The sequence below is a fragment of the Hahella sp. NS-SX17 genome, from assembly GCF_057367735.1.
Map to the genome: position 1 here is coordinate 2,204,448 of NZ_CM170632.1, position 18,372 is coordinate 2,222,819.

Sequence of the window (18,372 nt, forward strand, 5' to 3'; positions counted from 1 at the left end):
AGTTTTTTGAAAACAGCGCTTAAATTAAAAAAATTGAATAAAAAACGGGCGTTAAGCAGTTGTGCACGCCCAATTTGTTCTAAATTTGTACATGTGGTGAGCGCGATTCGGAGTGGTTTTTAAATGCGGGAATTATGTTAATGTGATGGAAAACCAACCATATCGGTCGCAGGTCCCGCTATGTTGATGAATTTTGTAGATTTAAGGTCCTTTTAATGGGAAAAAAGAAAAAGAGTAGTTTGGATCCTTTTGCGGAGCGCGAAGCCGCCCGTTATGAACACCCCACTGCAAGTCGCGAATTTATTCTTGCCTTTCTTGAGGAGCGCGGAGCTCCTGCGACCATCGAAGAAATAGCTTCCTCTTTTAATGTTGTGCAGCCTGAGCCCTATGAAGGTTTGCGCCGTCGATTGATCGCCATGTGTCGGGATGGGCAGTTGGTGTGCAACCGCAGAGGCGCCTATGGTTTGCCGAAGAAGATGAACCTGATTCGCGGTCGTGTGCAGGGACATAAAGATGGCTACGGCTTTGTTATTCCCGAAGAGGGTGGCTCGGACCTGTACCTGTCGTCACGTCAGATGAAGCGGGTCTTTGATGGCGATATTGTGTTGGTGCGCGAGGAGGGACGCGAATTTAAAGGCAAGCGTGAAGGCGTCATTGTTGAAGTCGTCGAGCGCCGCACTTTCGAAGCCGTTGGGCGTATATATATGGAAAGTGGAGTTGCCTTCGTTGTTCCAGACAATCCTCGCATTACCCAGGATATCCTGGTGCCGGAGCATGCTCTCAATGGAGCCAAACATGGGCAATATGTGACATTGGAGATTGTACGTCAGCCCGATGTGCGCGTTAACCCGATGGGCCATGTTAAAGAAGTGCTGGGTGAACACATGGCGCCGGGTATGGAAATCGATGTCGCTCTGCGCACCTATTCGATTCCATTCCGGTGGCCTGAAGAGGTTGATGCGGAGGCCGCCAAGTTCAAGTCTAAGTTGAGTGTTCGAGACAAAGCGCACCGAGTCGATATTCGACATCTGCCGTTGGTGACAATCGATGGCGAGGACGCACGGGATTTTGATGACGCGGTCTATTGTGAAGCGAAGAAGTCGGGCGGTTGGCGTTTGTATGTGGCGATTGCCGATGTTTCTCATTATGTGAAGCCGCAGACGGCGCTGGACAAAGAGGCCTTTCAGCGCGGGAACTCAGTTTACTTCCCTAATCGGGTGGTTCCCATGCTGCCCGAGGTGCTCTCCAATGGACTGTGCTCGCTCAATCCTGATGTAGAACGCCTGTGTATGGTCTGTGAAATGACCATTAGTCAGAAGGGCAAGCTGAGCGGCTATAAGTTTTATGAAGGACTGATGCTTTCCAAGGCGCGACTGACCTATACCAAGGTGGGCGCGTATATTGATGACCCGGATTCCGCAGAAGGAAGAGCCTTTGCAGAAAGATATGCGGACTTGGCTCCGCATATTCGAGAGCTGCATAATTTGTATTTGGCTTTGAGGCAGGCTCGGGAAGAGCGTGGCGCTATAGACTTCGAAACTGTTGAAACCCGTATTCTTTTCGATTCGGACCGCAAGATCGACAAAATTGTACCGGTAGTGCGCAATGACGCCCACAAGCTAATTGAAGAGTGCATGCTGTGCGCTAATGTCGCGACGGCGAAGCTGCTGGATAAGTATGAAATACCCTCGCTGTTTCGTGTGCATGAAGGGCCTACGATGGAGCGGTTGGAAAATCTGCGCGCGTTTCTTGGCGAGTTAAGTTTAAGTCTGGGGGGCGGCTCCAATCCGAAGCCCTCTGATTATCAGGCGCTGACGGAGACTATCCGGGGGCGCCCAGATAGCGCTACGTTGCAGACTGTGATGTTGCGTTCGTTGAGCCAGGCGGTATATCAGCCTGAGAACAAGGGGCACTTTGGACTGGGGTATGAAGCGTATACACATTTTACCTCGCCGATTCGCCGCTATCCGGACCTGTTGGTGCACAGAGCGATCAGAGATCTGATACGAAGTGAACGGCCCTGCAAGAATGTGCAAAGGGTGGAGGGCGCGCCAGCTTTACCTAAAAACGCGCGTTATAACTACGACATGCAGGCGCTGCTGGTTCTTGGGGAGCAGTGCTCAATGACCGAGCGCCGCGCGGATGAGGCCACCCGCGATGTTATGAGTTGGCTCAAATGCGAGTACCTGACTCAACACGTTGGCGAGAAATTTGACGGCATTGTCGCCGCCGTCACTGCATTCGGGCTCTTTGTCGAGCTTAAAGATCTGTATGTCGAAGGGCTTGTCCATGTGTCCTCGCTGAAGAGTGATTATTATCAGTTCGACGCGGTGAAGCATCGTCTCGTCGGCGAGCGCACGGGCGTTACGCATCGCCTGGGCGATGAGGTGAGGGTGCAAGTGGTTCGAGTTGGGCTAGAAGATCGTAAGATCGACTTGGAAATGATTGGCGAGCCCAAGCGATCGGCCCCAGGTAAAAAGAACAAGCGCAAGGAAATTCTGGCGCAATGGAATGAAGAGTGGAAAAAGGAAAAGAAAGCAGGTGGCGGACAGCCTGCAAAAGGCGCCAAGGGAGGTAAGCGTTCGGAGGCGAGTGGTCCTTTGCGTAAGCCGCAAAAAAAAGGACGCCGCAAACGCTCCTAGCAGTATGAAAAAGCTGGCGTAAAGCAAACATTAAACCGGTAGAATGCCGGTTTTTTAACGTACGGAACGAGTTTAACTGTGTCTGAATCAAACATTGTGTTTGGGATGCATGCGGTAAGAGCATTGCTGCAGAAGCATCCGGGTAAAATTGACCGTTTACTGCTGTCGGAGCAGCGCCATGATCACCGCCTGCAGGAGATAGCGCAGCTGGCTCAAGAGCGCCGGGTGCCCTTTTCTCAGGTGGGTAAGTCGGCGTTGGATAAGGCGGCCGATGGCGCACATCAGGGGGTTGTGGCTTACCTGAAAGCGGATCGAATGAGCAATGAGACCGATTTGGAAGAGTTGCTTGAAAAACTGGAAGAGCCCGCGTTGCTGCTTGTCCTGGATGGCGTCACTGATCCTCATAACCTCGGAGCCTGTTTGCGCTCAGCCAATGCGGCGGGCGTGCACGCCGTTATTGTGCCCAAAGATAAGTCCGCTCCGTTGAATGCGGCCGCCAGAAAAGTGGCCTGTGGCGCAGCAGAAGTGACGCCGCTGATTCGTGTCACGAATCTGGCGCGTACATTGAAGCATATTCAAACCTATGGCGTTTGGCTGGTCGGTGCGGCGGGAGAAGCGGAGCAAAGTTTGTATCAGGCGAATCTTAAGGGCTCCGTGGCCATTGTTATGGGGGCGGAGGATAAAGGGATGCGCCGCCTTACCCGCGAAAACTGCGACAGTCTTGTCAATATTCCCATGCTGGGTGAAGTCAGCAGTCTGAATGTGTCTGTCGCAACTGGCGTATGTCTTTTCGAGGCGGTGCGACAGCGTCAGGCTGGTTAGTTTTTGTTCGTGCGCGGGCTTGCAAGTCTTGCTGAACAGGCATAGAATGCTGCCCTCTTAAAACCACCATCAACTCCTTGCTTTACGAAAACGCAACGTAAGGCTGTTAAACCGAAGGGAGCTACAATGCGTCACTACGAAATCGTGATCATGGTTCATCCTGATCAAAGCGAGCAGGTGCCTGCAATGGTTGAGCGTTACACCTCCAGCGTAAACGCTGGCGGCGGTAAAGTTCATCGTCTGGAAGACTGGGGCCGCCGTCACATGGCTTATCCCATCAACAAAATTCACAAAGCGCACTATGTGTTGATGAATATTGAGTGTTCTCAAGAAGTCATCGACGAACTGATGCACAACTTCCGTTTTAACGACGCCATCCTCCGTGACCTGGTTATTCGTCGTAAGGATGCTGTGACCGAAGTGTCGCCCATCAAAGCAGCTGAGTCCCGCGAACAGCGCGCTCCTCGTGGCGAAGATCGTCCCGCCCGCGTCGTTGCTGACGACGTCGACGACTCTGACGACGATACTGACGACGAAGACAGCAACGAAGAATAAGGTATAGGAGGCTAATCATGGCTCGTTTCTTTCGCAGAAGAAAGTTCTGCCGTTTTACTGCTGAAGGCGTAAAAGAGATCGATTACAAAGATGTAGAAGTATTGAAAGGCTACATCACTGAAACTGGCAAAATCGTGCCAAGCCGCATCACCGGCACTAAGGCGCGTTACCAGCGTCAGCTCGCCACTGCCATCAAGCGTGCGCGTTATCTGGCTCTGCTGCCTTACACTGATCGCCACGACGACTAAGCGCCTGAGAGTCTCCCGCCACGTCATGAATGGTGAGGTGGCATAGAAATCAGGTTCTTAAAGGTTTGCCAACCGGAAGCTCTGAAGCTTTCGGTTGTTACAAGATTTGAGGTAAACAAGATGGAAGTTATTCTTCTCGAAAAAGTAGCCAACCTCGGAAACCTTGGCGATAAAGTTAAGGTTCGCGCTGGTTATGGCCGTAACTTTCTGGTGCCTTACGGCAAAGCTGTTCCTGCAACTAAAGCAAATGTAGAGCAGTTCGAAGCTCGTCGCGCAGAGCTTGAAAAAGCGGCTGCTGAGAAGCTGTCTGAAGCTCAGGCTCGTGCAGAGTCCATCAACGGTAAAGAAGTGACAATCGTTGCTAAAGCTGGTGATGAAGGCAAGTTGTTCGGTTCTGTTGGCACTAAAGATATTGCTGATGCAGTGTCTGCACTGGGTGTTGAAGTTGAGAAAAGCGAAGTTCGCTTGCCTGAAGGCGCTCTACGCAACACCGGTGAGTTTGAAGTAGACGTTCAGATGCACACCGACGTTACTGCTACCGTTAAGGTAATTGTAGTCGGCGAGTAATCTCCGTCCATACAGGAAAAGGCAGTCCGCTATAGGCGCACTGCCTTTTTTTATGCTCTTAAGTCCACACATTTGTTGTGTTGTCGATATCCGCAAATTAGCGATAATAAGCGCTATCCTTTAAAGCTCTGCAAGTCACTATGAATGAGTCAGTAATACGTAAAGACACGGCTAAATCTTCGGAAGGGCAGGGCCAAAGCGGCATTGCGCTGTCAAGTAGCTCATCTGCGGTGAAAGCGCCGCCTCATTCCATCGAGGCGGAGCAGTCCGTCTTGGGTGGCCTGATGCTGGATAACGCAAGCTGGGATAAGATTTCCGACATCATTACCGCTAAAGACTTTTACCGCCTGGATCACCGCCTGATATTTGGTTCGATTTCGCGGCTGGCGAATTTGGGTAGTCCTTTGGACGCTATTACCGTTTCGGAGGAGCTGGATAATCGTAGTGAGCTGAACTCTGCAGGTGGTTTGGCCTACTTAAGTGAGTTGGCCAAGAACACGCCCAGCGCTGCGAATATTCGCGCTTATGCGGAAATCATTCGCGAACGCTCTGTATTGCGTCAGTTGATCACCGTCGCCAATGAAATCGCCGATGAAGCTTATCAGACGGAAGGGCGCACCAGTACAGAGGTACTGGATGACGCAGAGCGGCGAGTCTTTCAGATAGCAGAGTCGCGCCCTAATCAGGGGGGGCCGGAGTCGGTCAACCCGATCCTGACTAAAACGCTGAAGAAGATCGATGAGCTGTTTCATTCTGATGGCGCTATCACGGGGGTGACAACCGGGTTTCGTGATTTGGACGACCGTACTTCAGGGATGCAGGCTTCAGATTTGATTATCGTTGCCGGTCGTCCTTCCATGGGTAAGACCACGTTTGCAATGAACTTGGTGGAGAATGCGCTGATACTTAGCGGTAAGCCCGTATTGGTGTTCAGTATGGAGATGCCCTCAGATTCCATTGTTATGCGTATGCTGTCTTCACTTGGCCGTATCGATCAAACTAAGGTTCGAAGTGGTAAGTTGGATGAGGATGATTGGCCTCGTCTCACTTCCGCCGTCAATATGCTTAAAGATAAGCCTTTGTATATTGATGACACAGCCGCCTTGAGTCCGACTGAAATGCGTTCCAGGGCGAGAAGAGTGGCCCGGGACCACAATGGCGAGATTGGCTTGATAATGGTGGACTACCTTCAGCTTATGAGGGTGCCGGGAATGACGGAGGGCCGTACGGCTGAAATATCTGAGATCTCACGAGGCCTGAAAGCCCTGGCCAAAGAGTTGAACTGCCCTGTTGTTGCGTTGTCTCAGCTTAACCGAAGCTTGGAGCAGCGACCTAATAAACGCCCTGTTAACTCTGACCTGCGGGAATCTGGGGCGATTGAGCAGGACGCTGACTTGATTATGTTTATCTATCGGGATGAGGTCTATCACGAGGATAGTCCAGACAAAGGCATCGCGGAAATCATCATTGGTAAACAGCGAAATGGCCCGATTGGCACAGTGCGACTGGCGTTTATGGGCAAATTCACTCGGTTTGAAGATCTGGCTCATGATTACGGCGGCGGAGATTACGAATAATGCGTCCTTCTCGTGCTCTTATCGACCTGGATGCTTTGCGTCACAATATTCGCTTGCTGAACTCTCTTGCGAGCAGCGCGCGTTGTGCAGCGGTTATTAAAGCTGATGCGTATGGGCATGGCGCTGTGGAAGTGGCCCGCGCTTTAGAAGGCGAGGCGCCTAAACTGGCGGTAGCTTGCTACGATGAGGCGGTCAGCTTGAGAGAGGCGGGGGTGACGACGCCGTTGCTGGTGCTGGAAGGGTTTTATAATCCTGAGGAATTGGCGGACTCTACCCGTTGGCGAGATATTGAGTGGGTTGTGCACGATATGGAGCAGCTGGATATGCTGGCCGACGTGGCTCCTTTGTGCAAAACAGGGCCTACTTCCGTCCAGATGCAAACCTGGATCAAGCTGAATACGGGGATGAACCGGTTGGGTCTGCCGTTAAATAGGCTGACCGATGTTGCTGAGAGGTTGCAGCGGCTACCCGGGCTTTCAGTTATCGGAATAATGACGCATTTCGCCTGTGCTGATGAGATGGATAGTTGGCTGCAGCAGAAGCAGTGGCGGGCGTTTCAGGCTGGTATGAGGTCTTCGGGGTCGGAAAGTTGGCGTTATTCCGCCGCCAATTCTGCAGCTTTGCTACAGTACCCTGAAACTCATTTAGACTGGGTGCGCCCAGGAATAGCCATGTATGGCGCGTCTCCGATGGCGGATAAGACGGGGGCGAATTTTGGGCTGAAGCCAGTTATGACTTTTGAGTCGCGCTTGATCGCTACCCGAGAGCTGGAGGTGGGTGATTCTGTTGGATATGGCGCTACATGGACTGCGGATGGTCCAACGAGAATGGGGGTCGTTGCGGTCGGCTACGGCGATGGCTACCCGAGGCAGATGCAAAGCGGGGCGCCTGTTGCGGTGTGTGGCAAGCGGACGAAAATTATCGGTCGTGTATCTATGGATATGCTGACAGTGGATATTACCCATATTCCGGAGGCGCGTATTGGGTCGGAAGTGGAGTTGTGGGGGGGGATTATTTCTGCTGATGAAGTTGCAGGATACGCCTCAACAATCTCCTATACTTTATTTACTGGTATGACCTCGAGAGTGCCCAGAGTCTACCTTGGCGGCTCCACTGCGGGCTAAGACGGCGCTTACGCGATAAGCGCTTAGATAAGGCTTCTGGGTGACGCCCGAAGCGCTGGGTTTGCTAAAATTCTGCCGGGCAGCCAATATTGTTAGCATATATATTCTTCAGGCGATCCGCCTTCTGCGGGGCGTCAAAGGCCATAAGAAGCATTTAAGGGGGCATGAGTGATTGTTTGTGTGACGGGAATAGATTCGCCTATAGGTAAGGCTATAGCTCAGCGCCTGCAGCAGAGCGGTATAGCAGTGGAGGGCGTACCCTACGAACAGTTCCTGATGACTAATGATGCTATCGTGCGTGGAATGAAGGCGATGCCCGTTGCGGATTTTGTTGTTCACGCAGCGGAAATGGGGGATCTGTTCAAGTCGGAGCAACATCCGGACTTGGCGTATCAAGTTAACGTGTCTGCTTGTGTGGCGGTTGCGGAGGTCGCAGCCTTATGGAAAGCGCCGATTATTCATTTATCGAGTCATCTTGTCTTTGATGGCGTCAAAAAGAACCCCTATATTTCGGCAAACAAAGGTCGTCCGCTTTCTGTATATGGTCGGACTAAGTTGCAGAGTGAGCAGTGGTTTCAGGAAAACTATAGCAAGCATCTGATTTTGAGGATGGGGTGGTTGCTGGAAGCTGGCGCTCAAGGATGGCTGCAGACGATGCTGACGGCTTTGTCTTCAGGCAAGAGACTTAACGCCAGTACGGATATGCAGTTGACGCCTGTTGCGGTGGATGATGTGGCGAGAGTGGTGGACGCTATTATTAAGCAGTTAAGTTGTAATATTTCTGTGTGGGGCGTCTATCATTATGCTGGCGCTGAAACAGTGACGCACTTTGAGCTGCTGAAGGCGATTGTATTGCAGGCATTCGGTCAAGAGGAAATGTTGCAGGCTCTGATAGAGAAGAAAGGCGCTGATGTGTTGCCTGGGGTGGCCCTGCCTGCGAATGGGGCGTTGGGGTGCATCAAATTGCGAAACACCTTTGGCGTTAAACAGCTTCCCTGGCGTCGTTATCTGCCTGCGCTGATTGAGCAATGCCAGCAGCGTGGCGCTGTGAAATCAACTGAAAACTGTTTGGAAGAGACCCGCTAGCGGGCGTTGAGTGCTGACTCCTTGTGGTGCTCCAGGCACTTGGTGTCATGGCGAAGGATCTTCTGCAGTTCGTCTAATTGCAATATTTGGACTTCTCTTCCTTGCACTTTGATAATGCCGTTGTTCTGGAAGCGAGTGATGACTCGGCTGACGGTTTCGACCGCCAAGCCTAAATAGTTGCCTATATCGCTACGCGGCATGGGTAACCTGAAATTTGTGCCGGACAGGCGACGACGACTGAAGCGGGTCGACAGGGATAGTAAAAGCGATGCTATGCGCTCCTCAGCGGAGTTTTTGCTCAGTAACATGGTGAGTTGCCTGCTTTCCTGAATCTCTTTGCTCATCAATGAGAAAAAGTGGTGTTGCAGGCTGGGAATATCTGAGGCGAGGTCTTCAAATTTTTCCAGAGGAATTTCGCATACGCTGGTGCGCTCAAGTGAGACGGCGGAGCAGGAGTATTTTTCCATGCTAACGCTGTCCAGGCCGATAATTTCTCCGGGCAGGTAGAAACCCGTTACCTGCTCTTCGCCTTCCTCGGACACGGTGAATGTTTTAATTGCGCCGCTGCGCACCGCGAAGCATGAGCGAAACGGCGTGTGCTGCTCAAAAATATACTCGCCGCGATTTAGCATTTTCCCCTGGCGAATAATTTCTTCCAGGCGATCAATGTCTTCAGCCCCGACTGCGATAGGAATGCAAAGCTTGCTCAAATTACATTCATGGCAGCCTCTGTGTAAGCTAAAAGGAGAGGAGGTTGCTATATGCTTGCTTTCCATCGGTCGCCTCGTGGCTGAATGAGTGAAACTGCTTAAAGAGGCTTCTAGGATAGCCAATAGCTATTTAAAAGCAAATCCCCACAGCAGGAAAAATAAGGGGAAAACCTGCGCTCGCCTTTGTTTTTACATTGCTTTTACCTTTTGTTACAGCAGCGCCTGAGTGTATCGGATCGCCCGCGCTGGAAGTTCGCTGTTATCGAGAGTTTTGTAGTAATCATCCAGCTGTGTGGCGTTGCGCAACTGGTAATGGGGGGTGTATGAAAATGCGCCCAGCCCGACGCCGTGCAAGCAGTTAACGCCTTGACTTATCAGTCCAGTCCAGGGGAGGGCGAAAAAGTCCTGGGTTATCGGAATGAAAGATGCGGATTTGATGCGTCGTTTGAAGTCCTTGAGTGTGGCCTCCAGCCCAAGGGAACTGCTGGTTTCTGGCTTGTGGCAGGAAAGCAAAACGCCTTGTGGTCTTTCGGTGAGCACCTCTTCGAGGTGCTGTGATAGCGCAGCTTGAGTGGCGGGGGACACCTTAAGACGCAGATAGACAGCTTTGAAATCAAATGCCCGAATGGTTTGCAGCCAGCTCTTTAGGTCTTTAATGGGGAATGATTGCGCATGCTCGCCCGGATCATTGATACAAATGATATTAAAGCCCAGTCCCTTAATTAGGGCGAGCGCTTCCTCGGAGTCAGGGCGCGCGTCCAGCTCAATGACGTGCCGAGCGTCAGCGCCAAAGTTCAGCTTAAATTCCCTGCCTAAGTAGTACATCACTTGAGTTTGCGCTGCTGGCGTCAGCTGGCGCACTAAGTCGCCAAACCAGTGCAAATATTTGACCTGACTGCCCTCAGGAAGTGATTGCTTGAGAAGTTTTACTTCTTTCACAACGTAGTTGATGTATTTTTGCAGACTCGCGTTCATGGAAGGAAGTTGGCGAGTGTAGTTCTCCGCGCTGACGAGTGCATTAAAACAAGGCGCCTGAACGCTCAGGGCGAATCCACCCTCGTAGGAGCGAGACAGGGAGCTGTTGCGATAGTCTGCGGTGTAAGCTCCTTCGTTCAAGGCGCTCCAGTTTTCGTTGGAAAACTCTTTGGGAGGAGAGTTGAGCAAGTAAACCCAGCTATCATTGCCCCCATTTTGTTTTGCTTGTTCGATGACCTTTCCGACTGGCATATTGGGTCTCCAACCAGGTAAGAAAACACCTGCGCGCGTTTGACTGATATTGTCAACGAATGAGCGCGCGCGCCTGTTGTCACACTTGTTGGCAAGTGGATCGATCCCCCCTCTCTCCATGCTCAGTCTATCCACCTGCCGGCAGGGTGTATTGATATTGGTCAAGGGGTGAGCGCGTGGTGCGCGAGGGAGGTGAACTTTAGTCGCAAAAGCCTTAAAACAATGGGGTTATGAGGCGTTGCGGGCTAACATTCATTGCAGCTTTGGGTTGGGAGTTGATATCCTTTGCGGGCATTGGAAAAAGGCGGGCAAAAGTGCAGGCATTTCAGCTATTTCGGTCTTTCATTTTTTACATTGGTTATGCGTGGGGTGTCATTATCACCTCTGTAATTGGCATGTTGATTGGACCTTACGTCAATTTTGAAAAGCGCTATTACATCGTTTCCCGGTTTAATGTGTTCGCACTCTGGTGGGCGCGAGTTGTCTGTGGCATTCGTTATGAGATTGAAGGGCTGGAAAATATCCCGAAAACAAGCTGTGTGGTTGTCAGTAATCATCAGAGCGCTTGGGAGACATATCTTCTCGGTGTCATATTTCGCCCTCAATGCACGGTCCTGAAGCAGGAACTGATGAAGATTCCGTTTTTTGGGTGGGCGTTGAAGAGATTAAAGCCCATCGCCATTGATCGAAGTAAGCCGTCAGCTGCGCTTAAACAGTTGCTGAAGCAGGGTAAAGAGCGGTTGACGTCAGGGTACTGGGTCGTGATTTATCCTGAAGGAACGCGTGTCCGGCCAGGGCAGATCGGCAAGTATAACAAAGGCGGCGCGCTACTGGCGGTTAGTGCTGGCGTTCCATTGTTGCCTATCGCGCACAATGCCGGCGATTGCTGGCCTGCTGGCAGCGTCAGCAAACGTCCCGGTTTGATTAAGGTCAGAGTTGGGAAGCCGATTGAAACCAATGGCCGGGCTACTGATGATGTCCACAAAGAAATGGAAGACTGGATAAGGCGGAATTCAGCCGCCTTAAGCCAAGCGTAATACTCTCTATTTGTAGTTTGAGTACACTTTGTCCAAATAGCCTTCAGTGCGCATTTTATCGAGTACTTTATTAAGGTGTTCGATATTTTCATCCGGGGTATCCTTGTTCATCGCCAGATACAGGCTGGTGTCGCGTATAGTAAATATAGGCTTGATGTCTGAAACCCCGGCAAGTTTGGCGTAGTAATAGCCTGATGCGGTGCTGGATATCCAGAGGTCCACCTGTCTTTGCTGCAGTCTCTTGGGGTTGAGGCTGTCATCTTCAAGCTCTGACGCATTGAAGCCATTGTTCTTCAAAAACTGCGCTCTGGAGTCATCTTTATAGCAGCCGATAAGATAAGGCTTAGCGTCTTCTACGGAATTAATCTTTATGGTGGTGTCGTTGCGGGCAAAAAACACCCAGTCGTTCTTGGCGAGCGGCCCGACCCATTTGAATAGTGGTTTGCGCGCATCAGTCAGGGTGGTGCCGAATACGCCGCGGAACTCTTTGCGTTGTGCAAAGTTGTAGGCGTAATTCCAGTTTCTTAGCTTCATGCGATAGTCGTAACCTGAGCGTTTAAATAGCTCTTTGACGATATCTACATTGATGCCGCTGATGGCTTCAGCTTTGTGTTCGTATTTGTGGTCTTCCTCACCCATGTTGAAGGGCGGGAAATTTTCCGTGACCAGGTTAAAGGTTTCGCCACGAGCAATGGCGGACAGAAAGAGAACAGAAACCAACAATAGCTTCTTAGCGATCATTAAATCACCTCAAACGGCTGGGCGGAATTGTTTTCTGACTAACGATTAGTCTGGCTGCTTATTAAACAGCCTGCATAGGTGTCTTCCGAATAAGTAGTTTTCCGGATGCGAGGGTGAAGGGGGAGGGATAAGGCCCTGTAAAGCCCATGAAATGGGGCTTTACGGGGTTTGTAAGGCTTCGTTGTTTATCTGTATCTGGCGGTAATTTTGTCCAGTTCTCCGCTGGCGCGCATTTTTTCCAGGGCTTCATTAAGCTTGTTGACGTATTCATCTGGCGTTTCTTTATTTACAGCCAGGTAAAGCTGAGTCTCTCTAACGGTGAATACAGGTTGGATGTTGGTAACGCCGTTTTTGGCCGCATAATAGGGGCCTGAAACGGGGCCTGATATCCAAAGATCAATCTGGCCGTTTTGTAGTCTTTTAGGGTTTAGGGCGTCATCATCTAGGCTTGAGGTTTCAAACCCATTGGAAAGCAGCCATTGCTCTCTCACGTCGCCCTTGTAAGCGCCAATCTTGTACTTCTTGGCGTCTTCAATCGAATTGATCTTGATAGTTGAGCCGGATTTGGCGTAAAGAACCCAGCCATCTGAAGCAATAGGTCCCACCCATTTAAATAAAGGTTTGCGAGCATCGGTAAGTGTGGTTCCGAAAACGCCTCGAAACTCTTTGCGCTGAGCGTAGTTGTATGCGTAGCTCCAATTACGCAGTTTCATGGTGTAACCGATTTTCGCGTTGGTAAAAATCTGTTTAACAACATCTGTAATCAGGCCAGTAATATCCTCTGGCCTGTGTTCGTACTCAGCATCATTAACGCTCATGTTGTAGGGTGGAAAGTTTTCAGTAACCAGGTTGAACGTTGTCTCTTCCGCATTTGCTGATAAGCAGAGAGTGGCGCATAACGCCAAAAGAAGGGAGCGAAAATAATACATGTCTTAACCTCGAATGTAGCTACTCCAATAAGGATAGTCCGTCTATCCGAAAAATCCACGGTATGCCGCGATTTTTTTTTGTTATTTTGTTGATTTTATTAACAAAAGTTCACATTTTTGATGGGGTGTAGTGCTAGGGCAATTTTTGGAGGCTGATATATGTATTTGATGCTGGGAAATGGGGGAAGAACGAAAAAGGCCCGCTTATAAAGCGGGCCTTCAAATCTGGTAGCAAGGGGCGGATTTGAACCGCCGACCCCAGCATTATGAGTGCTGTGCTCTAACCAACTGAGCTACCTTGCCGTCTCATTTGAGGCGCGTATTCTGGTGTTTTTTGTAGGGCTTGTCAACCCTAAAAAATCATCAGCTTATACGTTAAATCTGAAATGGATAACGTCACCGTCTTGAACGATGTAATCCTTGCCTTCCAAGCGCCATTTTCCAGCTTCTTTGGCTCCTTGCTCTCCGTTGAACGAAGTGAAATCGTCATAGCTGACTACTTCTGCTCGAATAAATCCGCGCTCGAAGTCGGAGTGAATGACGCCGGCGGCTTGTGGGGCTGTTGCGCCAATTTTGACTGTCCATGCGCGGACTTCTTTCACGCCCGCAGTAAAGTAGGTCTGCAATCCAAGCAGTTTGTAGCCCGCTCTAATGACGCGATCAAGTCCGGGCTCTTCCATACCCAGGTCGGCCAGGAAATCTGCTTTTTCTTCGTCTTCCAGTTCGGCGATTTCAGACTCCAGCTTATTGCAGATGGGCACGACAACGGCGCCTTCTTTCTCGGCGATAGCCTTTACTACGTCAAGGTGGGGGTTGTTTTCGAAGCCGTCCTCGGCGACATTGGCGATGTACATGGTTGGTTTAATAGTAAGTAGGCACAGTTCTCTGATCGCAGCCAACTCTTCCGGGCTCAGATTCAGGGCGCGAACGGGTTGGGCTTCGTTCAGGTGAGGCAGTAGTTTTTCCAGTACGTCGATTTGTTGTTTGGCGAATTTGTCACCGCCTTTTGCAATGCGGGAGATGCGCTTGATGCCTTTTTCGACGGTATCCAGATCGGCAAGCGCCAGCTCTGTATTGATGACGTCAATATCTGCGGCTGGGTCAACCTTATTGGCTACGTGAACTACGTTCTCGTCTGCAAAGCAACGCACTACATGGGCGATTGCGTCGGTTTGCCTGATGTTCGCCAGAAACTGGTTTCCCAGGCCTTCCCCTTTTGAGGCTCCGGCTACCAGGCCTGCAATATCGACGAACTCCATTGTGGTTGGGATGACTTTTTGAGGCTTGACGATTTCCGCCAGTTTTTGCAGGCGTGGGTCGGGCATGGCGACGATGCCGGAGTTGGGTTCTATGGTGCAAAAAGGGAAGTTTTCGGCGTCGATGCCCGCTTGAGTGAGTGCGTTAAACAGGGTTGATTTGCCTACGTTAGGGAGTCCGACTATGCCGCAATTAAATCCCATGATATGTCCTCAAAGCTCGGAAATTTAAGTATTTAGGTCTCTATAAAGTTTCGGAGGCCAATCCTGCGCAGACAGTGCATAACTTGACGTCGTCTGTTGTGGAAGGCGTAAAACCAAGCCGCAGGCTCAAACTTTGAGGGCTGCGGGTCGTAATCTTGAAACCGGTGCGCTTTAGGCGCGTTAGTGGGCGCAAATTATACGCATTCGAAGAGGTGTGGGCCAGCTAGCAGGGGAGGAATTACGTCAGGCGCGAAAGCTGTGCAGACGGTTCATGGCGGTATCCCACTGACCGGAAATGATTGCCTCCAAGTGGGTGTCCATCTGGCAAAATACTGATTCCAGCTTATCTGTGTCCTCTTTGTTGATTCTGCCAAGGACGTGGCCTGTCACTTTGCTTTTATCTCCGGGATGGCCAATGCCCAGTCGCATGCGAGGAAAGTCTTTATTGCCGCCGAAGCAGCGAATGATGTCGCGTAGGCCGTTATGTCCACCATGGCCGCCGCCGAACTTGAGGCGGAGCGTTCCAGCGTCAATATCCAGTTCATCGTGCGCCACCAGTATATTCTCCAACTCAATCTTGTAGAACTGGCTGAGGCTCAGAACGGACTGGCCGCTGCGGTTCATAAAGGTGGTGGGAAATAGCAGGTGGATGTCTTCGCCAGCGATGGATATCTTGCAATAGTCGCCGTGAAGCTTTTTGTCTGGTCTTAAGAGCAGCCCTTTCTTTCTGGTCAGATGCTCTAACCAGAGAGCCCCGGCGTTATGCCGGGTCTGAGCATAGTCGGGGCCGGGGTTTCCCAGCCCGACAATGGCGCGAATGGGTCTCGCCATGGAGCCTTATTCGGCCTCGCCTTCGGCTTCGTCAGCCTCATCGGCCTTGGCGCCTTTCGGCTTGTGTACTGCAACAACAGGCAGGTCGTGGTCTGCGCCTTTCAACAGTTCAGCCAGTTCAACGTTTGCAGGCAGCTTCAGGTCGGAAAGATGCAGGATTTGCTCAACCTGTACGGAAGTCATGTCGACTTCGATAAACTCTGGCAGGTTGGCTGGCAAGCACACTACTTCGACTTCTGTTTGCTGGTGAGAAATGTTGCCGCCACCTTGACGTACGCCTTCGCACTTGTCTTCGTTAATGAAGTGCAGAGGAACATTTACGTGCAATTTCTGATCTTTTTGTACGCGCAGAAAGTCTGCGTGCATGATGATCGGCTTGTAAGGGTGGCGTTGCAGGTCTTTCAGGATAACGGACTCGCTGGTTCCTTCAACGTCCAGAGTCAGAATGTGAGAGTAGAACGCTTCATTCTGCAGGGCGTGGCTCAGCTCGTTGTGGCTGAGGGAAACTGCTACGGGCGCTGCTTCGCCGCCGTAGATGATGCCAGGAACTTTGCCGTCGATGCGACGTAGGCGGCGGCTCGCACCTTTCCCCTGAACGTCACGCTTTTCAGCGTTTAAGCTAAATTCATTACTCATGTGTATTTCCTCGGTTTTTTAACCCTGCAGATCCGCGACCAGATTTGAAGGGGATTGTAATGACCGGTCGAAAATCGCCGGTGTCTTAAACAAACAAAGCTTCCTTGAAGGAAGCTTTGTCATTTTATCCTGTTATAAAACAGGATAATTATCCGAACATGGCGCTGATCGATTCTTCGTTGCAAACGCGGCGAATCGACTCGGCCAATAGGCCCGCCAAAGAAAGCTGGCGGATTTTATCACATTTCTGGGCTTTGTCACTCAATGGGATTGTATCTGTGACAACAAGCTCATCCAGTACGGAATTCTCGATGTTTTCGATAGCCGGGCCGGACAGTACGGGGTGAGTGATGTAAGCAATAACTTTGCTTGCGCCATGCTCTTTTAATGCGTTGGCGGCTTTACAAAGGGTTCCGGCTGTATCCACGATATCGTCGACCAGGATGCAGACTTTGTCCTGAACCTCGCCAATAATGTGCATAACCTGGGCTTCATTGGCTCGTGGGCGACGCTTGTCGATGATGGCCAGATCTGCGTCATCCAGGCGTTTCGCGAATGCGCGAGCGCGTACGACGCCGCCGACATCTGGAGAGACGACAACGAAGTTTTCAAAATTGCGGCGTTCTATATCGTCAAGCATGACCGGGGTGGCGTATGCATTATCCACGGGAATGTGGAAGAAGCCTTGGATCTGGTCGGCGTGCAGGTCGACGGTGAGGACGCGATTAATGCCGACGCCAGTAAGGATATCTGCGACTACTTTTGCGCTGATGGGGACGCGGGAAGAGCGTGGTCTGCGATCCTGGCGGGCGTAGCCGTAATAGGGGATGACTGCAGTGATTCTTCCTGCCGAAGCTCTTCTCAGTGCATCAGCCATAACCACCAGTTCCATCAAATTGTCATTGGTGGGCGCACAAGTAGGCTGAATAATGAAAACGTCCCGACCGCGCACGTTTTCGTTGATTTCCACCGATACTTCACCATCGCTGAAGCGGGTGACGGCGGCGGCGCCCATAGGGATATGGAGCGTATCAACGACGTTCTTGGCTAGTTCGGGGTTTGCTTGGCCGGTAAAAACCATTAACTTGGACACGGGACGTACCTTCATAATAGCGTCTAGGCAAATAATGAATTTTTAAAGGAATGGAATTTGAAGTTGGCTGGGGTGGTAGGATTCGAACCTACGCATGACGGGATCAAAACCCGCTGCCTTACCGCTTGGCTACACCCCAGTGGAGTCGCATTTCTGCTGTCAGTTTTAATGATTTCGCCATCTTTTAAGTTCTTTAAGAACCGGCGATTCATTAATGCTCTTGGCGACAAAGCCGTGATATTTTGTCGGCATTTGGGAGAGAACATATTCCGCTCGCTTTTTTTCGGAGAAGCTTGCAAAGATGCAGGCCCCTGTTCCGGTTAATCTAGCTGGCGAAAATCGTTCTAGCCAATTTATCGCCTCGCGAATCTCTGGGTACATCCTGCAAACTACTGTTTCACAGTCGTTTCGGAGGTTTTCGAGATCTCCCTCAAGAGCGGGCGCTATTGTGCTTTTTGGGGTGTCTCTTGTCAACCACTTATCTGAAAAAATTTTCGCGGTGGATATGTGAAGATTTGGGTGGACGACGAGATACCATTTTTCCTGAGTGTCGACGGGATGGAGAAGGTCTCCCACGCCTTCAGCGAAAGCCGTCGCGCCGCGTACGAATACAGGTACGTCCGCGCCAAGTTTTAGTCCCAACGTTGATAATGTCTCAATATCGAGATCTGCATTCCACAGTTGGTTTAATGCCAGCAACGTTGTTGCTGCGTTTGAACTGCCGCCGCCGATGCCGCCGCCCATTGGCAGTTTCTTATCTATATAGATGGAGACTCCGCTGATTTTCTCGGCTTTGGTTGGGGTGGTCGCCATCATATGCTCTTTTAATAAATGGGCTGCCTTTATGATGAGATTGTCGGCTTCCGGTACGCCGGGGAGATTTGGCTTCAACGTTGTACGTTGATCATTCCTGAGGGTAAAGCTCAGACTGTCGCCGTAATCCAGTAACTGAAACAGTGTTTGTAACTCATGATAGCCATCTGGGCGCCTGCCAGTGATGTGCAAGAAGAGATTAAGTTTCGCTGGAGAGCTTAATGTCAGAGTGTCAGTGCGCATAGTGAGTCGAATCTGCTAAAGCCGGTATTGC

The 18,372-nt window shown here is 50.9% G+C and carries 18 protein-coding genes and 2 tRNA genes; 9 read left to right on the forward strand and 11 right to left on the reverse strand.

Going from position 1 to position 18,372, the window contains the following annotated elements; all coding sequences use genetic code 11:
* The first annotated feature begins 215 nt into the window (after window positions 1-215).
* From rnr to AC2IBB_RS10035, 8 genes are all read left to right on the forward strand, one after another.
* Complete coding sequence (gene rnr, locus AC2IBB_RS10000; RefSeq protein ID WP_486332726.1) at window positions 216-2,642, forward strand: ribonuclease R; 2,427 nt, start codon at window positions 216-218, stop codon at window positions 2,640-2,642.
* A 105-nt stretch (window positions 2,643-2,747) separates the two neighbouring features.
* Entirely contained in the window at window positions 2,748-3,464 is a 717-nt protein-coding gene (rlmB, locus tag AC2IBB_RS10005; protein WP_486333940.1) for a 23S rRNA (guanosine(2251)-2'-O)-methyltransferase RlmB, read from the forward strand.
* Window positions 3,465-3,590: 126 nt separating this feature from the next.
* Window positions 3,591-4,019, forward strand: a complete 429-nt coding sequence (rpsF, locus tag AC2IBB_RS10010; protein ID WP_216739614.1) for a 30S ribosomal protein S6 — start codon at window positions 3,591-3,593, stop codon at window positions 4,017-4,019.
* Between the two features lie 17 nt (window positions 4,020-4,036).
* Window positions 4,037-4,267: a 30S ribosomal protein S18 gene (gene rpsR, locus AC2IBB_RS10015; RefSeq protein WP_011395632.1), complete on the forward strand. Its 231-nt coding sequence runs from the start codon at window positions 4,037-4,039 to the stop codon at window positions 4,265-4,267.
* A gap of 120 nt (window positions 4,268-4,387) precedes the next feature.
* Window positions 4,388-4,834 (forward strand): 50S ribosomal protein L9, encoded by a 447-nt coding sequence (gene rplI, locus AC2IBB_RS10020; protein ID WP_486332727.1) that lies wholly within the window; start codon window positions 4,388-4,390, stop codon window positions 4,832-4,834.
* A 140-nt stretch (window positions 4,835-4,974) separates the two neighbouring features.
* Window positions 4,975-6,411 (forward strand): replicative DNA helicase, encoded by a 1,437-nt coding sequence (gene dnaB, locus AC2IBB_RS10025; RefSeq protein WP_486332728.1) that lies wholly within the window; start codon window positions 4,975-4,977, stop codon window positions 6,409-6,411.
* Window positions 6,411-7,535, forward strand: coding sequence for an alanine racemase (gene alr / locus AC2IBB_RS10030; RefSeq protein ID WP_486332729.1), 1,125 nt, complete (start codon window positions 6,411-6,413; stop codon window positions 7,533-7,535). Before dnaB ends, alr begins: the two co-directional genes overlap by 1 nt.
* Before the next feature lie 180 nt (window positions 7,536-7,715).
* A complete protein-coding gene (locus tag AC2IBB_RS10035; protein WP_486332730.1) occupies window positions 7,716-8,621 on the forward strand; it encodes an SDR family oxidoreductase in 906 nt (301 codons plus the stop codon).
* Here AC2IBB_RS10035 and fnr read toward each other — a convergent pair.
* Together fnr and AC2IBB_RS10045 are read right to left on the reverse strand one after the other, a co-directional pair.
* Window positions 8,618-9,397 carry a fumarate/nitrate reduction transcriptional regulator Fnr gene (gene fnr / locus AC2IBB_RS10040; RefSeq protein WP_486332731.1) on the reverse strand — a complete coding sequence of 260 codons (780 nt, stop codon included), beginning with the start codon at window positions 9,395-9,397 and terminating at the stop codon, window positions 8,618-8,620. The genes AC2IBB_RS10035 and fnr overlap by 4 nt on opposite strands.
* Window positions 9,398-9,541: 144 nt before the next feature.
* Window positions 9,542-10,558, reverse strand: a complete 1,017-nt coding sequence (locus AC2IBB_RS10045; RefSeq protein WP_486332732.1) for a hypothetical protein — start codon at window positions 10,556-10,558, stop codon at window positions 9,542-9,544.
* A 314-nt stretch (window positions 10,559-10,872) separates the two neighbouring features.
* Between AC2IBB_RS10045 and AC2IBB_RS10050 the strand changes: the two genes are divergently transcribed.
* Window positions 10,873-11,595 (forward strand): lysophospholipid acyltransferase family protein, encoded by a 723-nt coding sequence (locus AC2IBB_RS10050; RefSeq protein ID WP_486332733.1) that lies wholly within the window; start codon window positions 10,873-10,875, stop codon window positions 11,593-11,595.
* A gap of 6 nt (window positions 11,596-11,601) precedes the next feature.
* On the opposite strand, the gene AC2IBB_RS10055 is transcribed toward AC2IBB_RS10050, so the two are convergent.
* The 9 genes from AC2IBB_RS10055 to ispE form a co-directional block, all read right to left on the reverse strand.
* Window positions 11,602-12,336: a substrate-binding periplasmic protein gene (locus AC2IBB_RS10055; protein WP_486332734.1), complete on the reverse strand. Its 735-nt coding sequence runs from the start codon at window positions 12,334-12,336 to the stop codon at window positions 11,602-11,604.
* A 185-nt stretch (window positions 12,337-12,521) separates the two neighbouring features.
* On the reverse strand, window positions 12,522-13,265 hold the full coding sequence (locus AC2IBB_RS10060; protein WP_486332735.1) for a substrate-binding periplasmic protein: 744 nt from the start codon (window positions 13,263-13,265) through the stop codon (window positions 12,522-12,524).
* Window positions 13,266-13,491: 226 nt separating this feature from the next.
* Window positions 13,492-13,568: transfer RNA gene (locus AC2IBB_RS10065), tRNA-Met, on the reverse strand.
* A 65-nt stretch (window positions 13,569-13,633) separates the two neighbouring features.
* The gene (ychF, locus tag AC2IBB_RS10070) at window positions 13,634-14,725 is read right to left on the reverse strand and encodes a redox-regulated ATPase YchF (protein WP_486332736.1); all 1,092 of its coding nucleotides are present in this window, start codon (window positions 14,723-14,725) and stop codon (window positions 13,634-13,636) included.
* A 243-nt stretch (window positions 14,726-14,968) separates the two neighbouring features.
* Window positions 14,969-15,556: an aminoacyl-tRNA hydrolase gene (pth, locus tag AC2IBB_RS10075; protein WP_486332737.1), complete on the reverse strand. Its 588-nt coding sequence runs from the start codon at window positions 15,554-15,556 to the stop codon at window positions 14,969-14,971.
* A gap of 6 nt (window positions 15,557-15,562) precedes the next feature.
* Window positions 15,563-16,192, reverse strand: coding sequence for a 50S ribosomal protein L25/general stress protein Ctc (locus tag AC2IBB_RS10080; protein WP_486332738.1), 630 nt, complete (start codon window positions 16,190-16,192; stop codon window positions 15,563-15,565).
* Between the two features lie 148 nt (window positions 16,193-16,340).
* Window positions 16,341-17,285: a ribose-phosphate diphosphokinase gene (locus AC2IBB_RS10085; RefSeq protein WP_011395645.1), complete on the reverse strand. Its 945-nt coding sequence runs from the start codon at window positions 17,283-17,285 to the stop codon at window positions 16,341-16,343.
* Between the two features lie 64 nt (window positions 17,286-17,349).
* Window positions 17,350-17,424 (reverse strand) — tRNA-Gln (locus AC2IBB_RS10090).
* A 26-nt stretch (window positions 17,425-17,450) separates the two neighbouring features.
* The gene (ispE, locus tag AC2IBB_RS10095; RefSeq protein ID WP_486332739.1) at window positions 17,451-18,341 is read right to left on the reverse strand and encodes a 4-(cytidine 5'-diphospho)-2-C-methyl-D-erythritol kinase; all 891 of its coding nucleotides are present in this window, start codon (window positions 18,339-18,341) and stop codon (window positions 17,451-17,453) included.
* Between the last annotated feature and the right edge of the window lie 31 nt (window positions 18,342-18,372).